This window comes from Streptococcus sp. 3167, assembly GCF_013277175.1.
GTDB classification, from domain to species: domain Bacteria; phylum Bacillota; class Bacilli; order Lactobacillales; family Streptococcaceae; genus Streptococcus; species Streptococcus pseudopneumoniae.
This window is the reverse complement of sequence record NZ_VMML01000052.1, coordinates 15,793-27,240: the sequence shown is the minus strand read 5'-3', so window position 1 is coordinate 27,240 and position 11,448 is coordinate 15,793. Positions and strand designations below refer to the sequence as shown.

The 11,448-nt window shown below is 43.8% G+C and carries 10 protein-coding genes; 9 read left to right on the top strand and 1 reads right to left on the bottom strand.

What is annotated here, in order from left to right:
• Positions 1 to 261 precede the first annotated feature (261 nt).
• Positions 262 to 1,413 carry an N-acetylglucosamine-6-phosphate deacetylase gene (gene nagA / locus HT678_RS08055; RefSeq protein WP_001134440.1) on the bottom strand — a complete coding sequence of 384 codons (1,152 nt, stop codon included), beginning with the start codon at positions 1,411 to 1,413 and terminating at the stop codon, positions 262 to 264.
• A gap of 280 nt (positions 1,414 to 1,693) precedes the next feature.
• Between nagA and gmk the strand changes: the two genes are divergently transcribed.
• From gmk to HT678_RS08010, 9 genes are all read left to right on the top strand, one after another.
• A complete protein-coding gene (gene gmk, locus HT678_RS08050) occupies positions 1,694 to 2,320 on the top strand; it encodes a guanylate kinase (RefSeq protein WP_000775034.1) in 627 nt (208 codons plus the stop codon).
• Positions 2,321 to 2,344: 24 nt separating this feature from the next.
• Positions 2,345 to 2,659: a DNA-directed RNA polymerase subunit omega gene (gene rpoZ, locus HT678_RS08045; RefSeq protein WP_000979235.1), complete on the top strand. Its 315-nt coding sequence runs from the start codon at positions 2,345 to 2,347 to the stop codon at positions 2,657 to 2,659.
• Positions 2,660 to 2,724: 65 nt separating this feature from the next.
• Positions 2,725 to 5,121, top strand: coding sequence for a primosomal protein N' (locus HT678_RS08040; RefSeq protein ID WP_000233902.1), 2,397 nt, complete (start codon positions 2,725 to 2,727; stop codon positions 5,119 to 5,121).
• Positions 5,122 to 5,133: 12 nt separating this feature from the next.
• Positions 5,134 to 6,069 carry a methionyl-tRNA formyltransferase gene (fmt, locus tag HT678_RS08035; RefSeq protein WP_000163714.1) on the top strand — a complete coding sequence of 312 codons (936 nt, stop codon included), beginning with the start codon at positions 5,134 to 5,136 and terminating at the stop codon, positions 6,067 to 6,069.
• The gene (gene rsmB / locus HT678_RS08030; protein WP_007284879.1) at positions 6,062 to 7,375 is read left to right on the top strand and encodes a 16S rRNA (cytosine(967)-C(5))-methyltransferase RsmB; all 1,314 of its coding nucleotides are present in this window, start codon (positions 6,062 to 6,064) and stop codon (positions 7,373 to 7,375) included. The genes fmt and rsmB overlap by 8 nt, the downstream gene beginning before the upstream one ends.
• Before the next feature lie 14 nt (positions 7,376 to 7,389).
• A complete protein-coding gene (locus HT678_RS08025) occupies positions 7,390 to 8,130 on the top strand; it encodes a Stp1/IreP family PP2C-type Ser/Thr phosphatase (RefSeq protein WP_000406237.1) in 741 nt (246 codons plus the stop codon).
• Positions 8,127 to 10,106 carry a serine/threonine-protein kinase StkP gene (gene stkP / locus HT678_RS08020; RefSeq protein WP_023940838.1) on the top strand — a complete coding sequence of 660 codons (1,980 nt, stop codon included), beginning with the start codon at positions 8,127 to 8,129 and terminating at the stop codon, positions 10,104 to 10,106. Before HT678_RS08025 ends, stkP begins: the two co-directional genes overlap by 4 nt.
• Before the next feature lie 114 nt (positions 10,107 to 10,220).
• Positions 10,221 to 10,979, top strand: a complete 759-nt coding sequence (locus HT678_RS08015; protein WP_000392948.1) for a threonine/serine exporter family protein — start codon at positions 10,221 to 10,223, stop codon at positions 10,977 to 10,979.
• 1 nt (position 10,980) lies between these two features.
• The gene (locus tag HT678_RS08010; RefSeq protein WP_000172685.1) at positions 10,981 to 11,430 is read left to right on the top strand and encodes a threonine/serine exporter family protein; all 450 of its coding nucleotides are present in this window, start codon (positions 10,981 to 10,983) and stop codon (positions 11,428 to 11,430) included.
• Positions 11,431 to 11,448 lie beyond the last annotated feature (18 nt).

Below are 11,448 nucleotides of genomic sequence, written 5' to 3'. Positions count from 1 at the left end.
AGAAAACAAGCTAAACTGAGCCTGGAACAACTCGTAAACGCTCCAAGTTGGTCTACTGCCCAAGTAAAATTTATACTAAACAGAAATTAAAAAACAAATTAGAAGACTTGGATTGCACAGCTCAAAATACTGATTTTAGAAAGTGGAATACTAATTAATGGAGTTGTAACAAATAGTTGACAGTGTTTGTTGCTTTTTGACTTCAAAGGAGTATTACTGGATTTTCTCCTCAAATTAGACTTTTGCCCAGACTCTTCTCTCTTATGCTTGATAACGTTTCACACCATCTAGATAGGTTGCTACCAATTCCAAATCTTTGTCTAAAACAATAAAATCTGCATCATAACCTTCACGAATTTGTCCACAGACGTCATCGATGTGAACGGATTTAGCTGGGTTGAAGCTGGCCATCATGACTGCTTCATGCGGATTCGCAATTCCCCATTCGACTACATTCTTCACACCATCTTTGAGTTTGAGGATAGAACCTGCCAAGTTACCTGTCGATTTGAGGCGTGCAGTTCCATTTGCAACGACAACTGGGAATTCTCCCAACATATAGTCACCGTCTTCCAATCCACCAGCTGTCATACAGTCTGTAATAAGAGCAATGTTTTCTGTCCCTTTTTGTTTGATAAGAATTTCGCAGGCTTTTGGATCTACGTGATGGCCATCACAGATCAACTCTGCATAGGTATGAGGTAATTGATACATGGCTCCAACCATACCCAGTTCGCGGTGAGTCAACCCACGCATTCCATTGTAGGCGTGTACCCAAACACTCGCTCCAGCATCGACTGCTTTTTTAGCTTCATCAAAAGTCGCGTTTGAGTGCCCAAGAGCAACCGTTACACCTTCTCCGGTGATAGTCCGTACAAAGTCTTCTACACCTTCACGCTCTGGCGCAAGAGCAATTTTATTTAGCAAGCCATTTGCTGCTTTTTGCCAAGCACGAAACTCATCCATGCGAGGATCTTTCATGTAGGCAGGGTTTTGAGCCCCCTTGTATTTCTCTGTGAAATAAGGCCCTTCAAAATAAATTCCACGAATTTTCGCGCCACTTGCTTCTTGATAACGAGCACCGATATTTTCAGTTACCGCAAGCAATTGCTCATAAGTCGATGTCAAAGTTGTTGGCAAGAAGCTCGTTACCCCCATGCTGAGGAGTCCTTCACTCATAGTATGAAGCGTTCCTTCGATATTATTATCCATAACATCCACACCGCCAAATCCATGAATGTGGGTATCCACAAGTCCTGGAGCAATGCTATAACCTGTATAGTCAATCACCTCAGCTCCTTCAGGAATCTGCTCTACATGTTTTCCAAACTTGCCGTCCACAAGTTCCAAGTAACCACCTCGACGAACTCCGTGTGGGTAGAAAAACTGATCCGCTTTAATATAGTTAGGCATAATGTTAACCTCCTTAAAAAATTGATTCTACAATTTATTATGTCAATTACATTATAAACCTTTCTTTTTCATTTGTAAATGGTATAGACCTATTTTCTGAAGATATTTTAAAAGCGATATTTCACGTTCGAATCACAACACATCTAAATAAATAAGAAAGAGCAGTTGAAAAATTACTGCTTTTTTGTTACACTAGATAGAAAGACTGTAAAGGATAATCTGGCTTTTTGCCATTATTCTAGAGAAATGTTATTTCACAGACTGACTAAAAGGAGACACAATGGCAGACCGAGGCTTACTAATCGTTTTTTCTGGTCCTTCAGGGGTTGGCAAAGGAACGGTTAGAAGAGAGATTTTTGAGAGTTCTGAAAATCAATTTCAATACTCTGTATCGATGACGACACGCGCACAACGTCCTGGAGAAGTGGACGGTGGTGACTATTTCTTCCGTACTCGTGAAGAGTTTGAAGAGCTGATTCGTCAAGGACAGATGTTGGAATACGCAGAATATGTCGGCAACTACTATGGAACTCCTCTGACCTACGTCAATGAAACCTTGGACAAGGGAATCGATGTTTTCCTTGAAATTGAAGTTCAGGGTGCTCTTCAGGTTAAGAAAAAGGTTCCAGATGCTGTCTTTATCTTCCTGACACCACCAGATTTGGATGAATTACAAGACCGCTTGGTAGGTCGTGGAACAGATAGCGCAGAAGTGATTGCCCAACGAATCGAAAAAGCCAAGGAAGAAATTGCTCTCATGCGTGAGTATGATTATGCGATTGTCAACGATCAGGTGCCCCTAGCTGCTGAGCGTGTCAAACGTGTGATCGAAGCAGAGCACTTCCGTGTGGACCGTGTCATTGGTCACTATCAGGAGATGTTACCAAAGTCTCCAACTACCCGATAAAATTTAGAAAATAGGTACAAGCAAATGATGTTAAAACCCTCTATTGATACCTTGCTCGACAAGGTTCCTTCAAAATATTCACTCGTAATCTTGGAAGCAAAACGTGCCCACGAATTGGAAGCAGGTGCACCAGCAACTCAAGGTTTCAAGTCTGAAAAATCAACTCTTCGCGCTCTAGAAGAAATCGAATCAGGAAACGTAACCATTCACCCAGACCCAGAAGGGAAACGTGAAGCAGTGCGTCGCCGTATCGAAGAAGAAAAACGCCGCAAAGAAGAAGAAGAAAAGAAAATCAAAGAGCAAATCGCTAAAGAAAAAGAAGATGGTGAAAAAATTTAAGGTTGGGGGGACTCAATCTTATTTTTTCTATTGTAAGAATGTACTGACAAGGAGGAGGTGAGAAGATGGTTATAGCCAATATTATTGTAGATGTGCCCTTGATGCAGACGGACCAGCCCTATAGTTACAAGATTCCTAAGGAATTTGAGGGAATGCTAGAAGTTGGGATGCGGGTTCATGTGCCTTTTGGTAAGGGCAATCGCCTGATTCAAGGGATTGTTCTTGGTTTGGAGTCCCAAGTGGATGAAGAAGGGGTAAGTCAAGATTTAAAAGATATTGCCGAGGTACTGGATTTTTCTCCTGTTCTCACGCAAGAACAACTCTGGCTGGCTGAGGAGCTCCGCAAATCTGTATTTTCTTACAAAATCTCTATTCTCAAGGCTATGCTACCGGGATTTCTAAATTCTAGCTATGACAAGATTCTCTATCCTCTGGAAGGTCTGAGTCAGGAAGACCGAGAGCGCTTGTTTGGTTCTGAAGATTCACTAGCCTTTTCTTCTCTGGATTTAGGTAAGCAAGCTGAAATGATGCGTTTGACTAGAAAAGGCCTACTTGGTCTGGAATATCAGGCAGTCGATCAAAAGAAGGTCAAGACCCAGTCTTGGTATGAGGTGAATCTAGCTCAATTAGAAGGTGTTGAAATATCTGCGCGTGCCAAGAAAAAGTTGGAATTGAGAGATTACTTGCTGTCTCATCCTGAGAGTGCTTCCTTGGCTAGTTTGTTAGAGTCCTACTCACGGGAGCAGGTCAACTTTTTTGTGGAACAAGGTGCTGTGTCCATAGTCCAAAAGGAAGTGCAACGCTCGGCTGCTTATTTTGAAGGGATTGAAGCAAGTCAGCCTTTGGAGTTGAATCCAGAGCAAAGACAGGCGCGTGATGCGGTTGTGAGTGCTATTGGTAGTCATCAGCCTCCCTTCCTCCTTCAAGGGATCACAGGAAGTGGGAAGACCGAGGTTTACTTACAAATAATCCAAGGAGCTTTGGATAAGGGGAAAACAGCCATCTTGTTAGTGCCTGAGATTTCCTTGACTCTGCAGATGACGGAGCGTTTTATTGCTCGCTTTGGTAAGAAAGTGGCCATTCTTCACTCAGGCCTGTCCAATGGTGAAAAGTATGATGAATGGCGCAAGGTGGAACGCGGCGATGCCCAAGTTGTTGTTGGTGCTAGATCTGCCATCTTTGCTCCGCTGAAAAATCTAGGTGTCATGATTATCGATGAGGAGCATGAAGCGACTTATAAGCAGGACAGTAATCCCCGTTACCATGCTAGAGAGGTGGCTATTTTACGGGCTCATTATAATCAAGCGGCTCTGGTGCTTGGTTCAGCAACTCCTAGTCTGGAAAGCCGTGCTCGGGCTGGCAAAGGCGTTTATCAACATTTACGTCTGACCCAACGCGCCAATCCTTTAGCTAGAATCCCTGAGGTTCAAGTGATTGACTTTCGGGACTATATCGGACAAAACGAGACGTCAAATTTTACGCCTCCTTTGCTAGAAGCGATTCAGGACCGTCTGGCTAAAAAAGAGCAGGTGGTTCTCATGCTCAATCGCCGTGGTTATTCTAGCTTTGTCATGTGTCGGGAGTGTGGGACGGTGGATACTTGTCCCAACTGTGATATTTCCTTGACCTTGCACATGGATACCAAGAATATGAACTGCCATTATTGTGGTTTTTCGAAGGACATTCCTCAGGTCTGTCCTAACTGTAAGAGCCGCAGTATTCGCTACTATGGGACAGGGACACAGAAGGCTTATGACGAGCTAGCAGAACTCTTTCCCCAGGCTCGCATTCTGCGCATGGATGTGGACACGACTCGTAAGAAAGGTAGTCACCAAGCTCTGCTTGACCAGTTTGGGCGAGGAGAAGCAGATATTTTACTAGGTACTCAGATGATTGCCAAGGGATTGGATTTTCCAAATGTGACCCTAGTCGGTGTTCTAAATGCGGATACGGCCTTGAATCTGCCTGATTTCCGTTCTTCTGAGAGAACCTTCCAGCTCTTGACTCAGGTGGCAGGTCGAGCAGGACGTGCTGAAAAAGCTGGGCAGGTCTTGATTCAGTCTTACAATCCTCAGCACTACGCTATTCGATTTGCAAAAGACCAGGACTACGAAGGCTTTTATGCTTATGAAATGGGTATCAGACGACAACTTGGCTATCCACCTTACTATTTCACCATTGGCATTACCCTTTCTCACAAGAAAGAAGAAGAGGTGGTCAAACGTGCCTATGAAGTCATGAACATTTTGCGGTCAGGTTTGTCTGAAACCAGTAACATCCTCGGGCCAACGCCCAAACCCATCGCCCGTACTCACAACCTCTATCATTACCAGATTTTAATTAAATACCGTTTAGAAGATGAGCTGGGACCAACCCTCAACCAGGTCTTGGCCTTGACTCAAGAAAGGGAAAATAGTGAGCTCCGTCTCAGCATTGACCATGAGCCACAGCAATTTTTATAAGAAGGAGAAGATATGACAAAACTAATCTTTATGGGGACACCCGACTTTTCAGCAACAGTCTTAAAAGGACTTTTGACAGATAACCGTTACGAAATTCTAGCCGTTGTGACCCAGCCAGACCGTGCTGTCGGACGTAAAAAAGTTATCCAGGAAACCCCAGTTAAACAAGCTGCAAAAGAGGCAGGACTTCCTATCTACCAACCTGAAAAACTATCTGGAAGTCCAGAGATGGAAGATCTTATGAAGCTAGGAGCAGATGGGATTGTGACTGCCGCTTTTGGCCAGTTTCTCCCAAGTAAACTCCTTGATAGCATGGACTTTGCGGTCAACGTTCACGCGTCACTCCTTCCTAAACATCGTGGTGGTGCTCCGATCCATTATGCCTTGATTCAAGGTGATGAGGAAGCTGGTGTAACCATTATGGAGATGGTTAAGGAAATGGATGCAGGGGATATGATTTCTCGTCGTAGTATTCCGATCACAGATGAGGACAATGTTGGCACCTTGTTTGAAAAATTGGCGCTAGTTGGTCGTGATTTGCTTTTGGATACTTTGCCTGCCTACATTGCTGGTGACATCAAACCTGAACCGCAGGATCCAAGTCAGGTTACTTTCTCGCCAAATATCAAGCCAGAGGAAGAAAAGTTGGATTGGACTAAAAGCAATCGTCAACTTTTCAACCAAATCAGAGGGATGAACCCCTGGCCTGTTGCCCATACTTTCCTTAAGGGCGACCGCTTTAAGATTTATGAAGCCCTGCCAGTAGAAGGTCAGGGAAATCCAGGAGAGATTCTCTCTATCGGCAAGAAAGAATTGATTGTCGCAACGGCAGAAGGAGCTTTGTCTCTTAAGCAAGTTCAGCCAGCTGGTAAGCCTAAGATGGACATCGCTTCCTTCCTCAACGGAGTTGGACGTACATTGACTGTAGGAGAACGATTTGGTGACTAAAGTAGAAACGGCTAGAAGTTTAGCCCTGGCAGTATTAGAGGATGTTTTTATCAATCAAGCATACTCAAATATCGCCTTAAATAAGCATCTCAAGGGAAGTCAACTTTCGGCAGCAGACAAGGGCTTAGTGACCGAGCTAGTCTATGGAACGGTAGCCCGTAAACTGACTCTGGAATGGTACCTATCCCATTTTATCGAAGACAGAGATAAGTTAGATAACTGGCTCTATGTCCTTCTTCTCATGAGTGCCTACCAGCTCCGCTATTTGAACAAGATTCCAGATTATGCTGTGGTCAATGAAGCAGTGGAATTGGCCAAAGTCCGTAAAAAAGGCAGTGAAAAATTGGTCAACGCCGTCCTTCGCCGTATCTTGCGTGAAGGCTGGCCAGATATTGCTAGCATCAAACGAAAAAACAAGCGTGACTCCATCGCTTATTCCCTTCCGGTTTGGCTAGTTGCAAAGCTCAAGGAAGAATACGGAGAGGAGCGAGCGCAAGCTATTTTTGAAAGTCTCTTGGTGCGAAACAAGGCCAGTATTCGTGTAACTGATTTAAGCCGAAAAGAGGAAATCCAAGCCTTATTGGAGGCGAATAATTCCCTTTTAGCAACCACTGGTCTGGTTAAGGAGCAAGGGCATTTTGCAGGCCATGATTTGTTTGCAGAAGGGACTATAACCATCCAAGACGAGTCTAGTCAGCTGGTTGCGCCAACTTTGAATTTGCAGGGAGATGAGCGAGTGCTTGATGCCTGTGCGGCTCCGGGTGGGAAAACAGCCCATATAGCCTCTTATCTCACGACAGGTCAGGTTACTGCTCTGGACTTGTACGATCACAAGTTGGACTTAATCCAAGAAAATGCTCAACGTCTGGGAGTTGCAGATCGGGTTCAAAGGCAAAAATTGGATGCCAGAAAGGTGCATGAGTTTTTTGGGCAGAATTCATTTGATAAGATTTTGGTGGATGCTCCCTGTTCAGGAATCGGTCTTTTGCGCCGAAAACCAGATATCAAATACAATAAAGAAACGGCAGATTTCGCGTCCTTACAGGAAATTCAGCTAGAAATATTAGGTAGTGTTTGTCAAACACTAGGCAAAGGTGGTATAATAACTTATAGCACCTGTACTATTGTCTCAGAGGAGAATTTTCAAGTTGTTGAGGCCTTTTTAGAAAGTCATCCCGAGTTCGAGCAGGTAAAACTAGAACATGAATGTAAGGATATCATGAAAGACGGCTGTATCCTCATTACACCTGAATTGTATGGAAGTGATGGATTCTTCATCAGTCAATTTCGCAAGATATCGGATTAGGAAGGAACTGACACATGGAAATTTCATTATTAACAGATGTTGGTCAGAAACGAACAAATAACCAAGACTATGTCAACCACTATGTCAATAGAGCTGGACGTACCATGATTATTTTAGCTGATGGGATGGGAGGTCATCGCGCAGGGAATATCGCTAGTGAAATGGCGGTAACAGACCTAGGTATAGCTTGGGTTGATACCCAAATCGATACAGTCAATGAAGTGCGTGAATGGTTCGCCCATTACCTAGAAATTGAAAATCAAAAGATTCACCAGCTTGGTCAGGATGAAGCTTACAGAGGCATGGGAACTACTTTGGAAGTCCTTGCTATTATCGATAATCAGGCTATCTATGCTCATATTGGTGATTCGCGTATCGGCTTGATTCGTGGAGAAGAATACCATCAGTTGACGAGCGACCATTCTTTGGTCAATGAATTACTCAAGGCTGGTCAATTGACACCAGAAGAGGCAGAAGCTCATCCGCAAAAAAATATTATCACCCAGTCTATTGGGCAAAAAGATGAAATTCAGCCTGATTTTGGGACAGTGATCCTTGAGTCAGGTGACTATCTCTTGCTCAATAGTGACGGCTTGACCAACATGATTTCAGGCAGTGAGATTCGTGATATTGTAACCAGTGATATTCCTTTAGCAGATAAAACGGAGACACTTGTTCGTTTTGCTAACAATGCAGGAGGTTTAGACAACATTACGGTTGCCCTTGTTTCTATGAACGAGGAGGATGCAGAATGATCCAAATCGGCAAGATTTTTGCCGGACGCTATCGGATTGTCAAACAGATTGGTCGAGGAGGCATGGCAGATGTTTACTTAGCCAAAGATTTGATTCTAGACGGGGAAGAAGTGGCAGTGAAGGTTCTGAGGACCAACTACCAGACGGACCCGATAGCTGTAGCTCGTTTTCAGCGTGAAGCGAGAGCTATGGCAGATTTAGACCATCCTCATATCGTTCGGATAACAGATATTGGTGAGGAAGACGGTCAACAGTACCTCGCTATGGAGTATGTGGCTGGACTTGACCTTAAACGCTATATCAAGGAACACTATCCTCTTTCTAATGAAGAAGCCGTCCGTATCATGGGACAAATTCTTCTCGCCATGCGTTTGGCTCATACCAGAGGGATTGTTCACAGGGACTTGAAACCTCAAAACATCCTCTTGACACCAGATGGGACTGTCAAGGTTACAGACTTTGGGATTGCAGTAGCCTTTGCTGAGACGAGTCTGACTCAGACTAACTCGATGCTGGGCTCCGTTCATTACTTGTCACCAGAGCAGGCGCGTGGTTCTAAGGCGACTGTACAAAGTGATATCTATGCCATGGGGATCATTTTCTATGAGATGCTGACAGGCCATATCCCTTATGATGGGGATAGTGCAGTGACCATCGCTCTCCAGCATTTCCAAAAACCCCTGCCGTCCGTTATTGCTGAGAATCCATCTGTGCCCCAGGCTTTGGAGAATGTTGTTATCAAGGCAACTGCTAAGAAATTGACAGATCGCTATAAATCAGTTGCTGAGATGTATGTGGATTTGTCTAGTAGTTTGTCTTATAATCGTCGTAATGAACCAAAGCTGATCTTTGACGATGCGACTAAGGCAGATACCAAGACCTTACCGAAGGTTTCCCAGAGTACCTTGACATCTATTCCTAAGGTTCAAGCGCAGACAGAACACAAACCAATCAAAAAAACAAGCCAGGCTGTGACAGAGGAAACTTACCAACCACAAGCACCGAAAAAACGTAGATTTAAGATGCGTTACCTGATTTTTTTGGCCAGCCTTGTATTGGTGGCAGCCTCTCTTATTTGGATACTATCCAGAACTCCTGCAACCATTGCCATTCCAGATGTGGCAGGTCAGACAGTTGCGGAAGCCAAGGAAACCCTCAAGAAAGCCAATTTTGAGATTGGCGAGGAGAAGTCAGAGGCTAGTGAAAAGGTGGAGGAAGGGCGGATTATCCGTACAGATCCTGGCGCTGGAACTGGTCGAAAAGAAGGAACGAAAATCAATTTGGTTGTCTCATCAGGCAAGCAATCTTTCCAAATTAGTAATTATGTCGGTCGGAAATCATCTGATGTCATTGCGGAATTAAAAGAGAAAAAAGTTCCAGATAATTTGATTAAAATTGAGGAAGAAGAGTCCAAGGAGAGTGAGGCTGGAACGGTCATGAAGCAAAGTCTACCAGAAGGTACGACCTATGACTTGAGCAAGGCAACTCAAATTGTCTTGACAGTGGCTAAAAAAGCTACGACGATTCAATTAGGGAACTATATTGGACGGAACTCTACAGAAGTCATCTCAGAACTCAAGCAGAAGAAGGTTCCTGAGAATTTGATTAAGATAGAGGAAGAAGAGTCCAGCGAAAGCGAACCAGGAACGATTATGAAACAAAGTCCAGGTGCAGGTATCCCTTATGATTTGAGTAAACCTACTCAAATCGTCTTGACAGTAGCTAAAAAAGTTACAAGTGTTGCCATGCCGAGTTACATTGGTTCCAGCTTGGAGTTTACTAAGAACAATTTGATTCAAATTGTTGGGATTAAGGAAGCCAATATAGAAGTTGTAGAAGTGACGAAAGCACCTGCAGGTAGTGCAGAAGGCATGGTTGTTGAACAAAGTCCTAGAGCAGGTGAAAAGGTAGACCTCAATAAGACAAGGGTCAAGATTTCAATCTACAAACCTAAAACAAGTTCAGCTACTCCTTAAAATCAGATGGATAATCAAAATAAGTAATCAATCTTTGTCATGATTTCATGGCAAAGATTTTTTTTGAGTCCGGATTTGTGATAGAATAGAAGGAGTTGATAAAAGGAGGAACGCATGGAAGAATCAAGAGAATTAAATGCCGTCATCGATGTGATTATGCTAGCGGGGACTATTCTCCTTAAAAGTGGTTCAGAGATTCATCGCGTAGAAGATACCATGATTCGGATTGCGCATTCGCAGGGGATTGTGGATTGCAATGTCCTTGCCATGCCTGCCGCTATCTTTTTCTCTATTGAAAATACCAATATTTCGCGCATGAAGCGGGTGACCTCCTCTTCTTATAACATCGAAAAAGTCTGCGATGTGAACCAGATTTCTCGTCAGCTGGTTGGGGGGCAGATTGATTTAGAAACAGCCTTTAAGCAATTGACGGCCTTGCAGGCCCAACCCCTTCCCTATACTAAGTTGCAGGTAACTCTGGCTGCGACCTTAAGTGCTCCTTTCTTTTCGGTTATGTTTAGTGGAAATATCTACGACGCACTTGGGGCAGGAGTGGCGACCTTATTTGGTTTTGCCTTTTCCCTCTATGTGGAGAAGTTTATCCGAATTCCCTTTGTGACAGCCTTTGCTGGGGCCTTCGTCTTTGGAATGATTGCCCAGTTTTGGGCTCGCTACACAGGCTTTCCTTCAACGGCAGACTTGATTATAGCTGGTGCGGTCATGCCGTTTGTTCCAGGAATTGCCTTGACCAATGCGGTTCGTGATATTATGACCAACCACATAAACTCTGGTATGAGCAAGATGTTTGAATCCCTGCTCATTACCCTTGCTTTAGGGGCAGGAACTTCTGTCGCCTTGGTATTGATGAACTAATATGACACTAATAACCTTTTTATTACAAGCAGTAGCAAGTCTTCTTGCTATTATTACCTTTCTAATCGTACTCAATGTTCAGCGGTCCATGCTCTTACCAGGAGGAATTTTGGGCATGGCTGTCTGGCTAGTCTATCTCTTGCTCAAGGAACCGACCAATGTTATTGTGGCTACTTTTATTGCAGCCATTATAGGTTCTTGTGTCAGCCAGATTTTAAGTATTCTTTATAAGACTCCTGCTGTGGTCTTTATCTTAGCAATCTTGGCACCCTTGGTTCCGGGTTATCTCTCCTATCGGACAACTGCCTTTTTTGTGACAGGGGACTATAATAAAGCGCTGGCAAGTGCAACATTAGTTGTTATGCTGGCTCTGGTCATTTCCATTGGAATGGCTAGCGGAACAGTGATTCTCAGACTGTATCATTATATAAAAACACATCGAGTATCGTAGACTTTACAGAAATAAAAG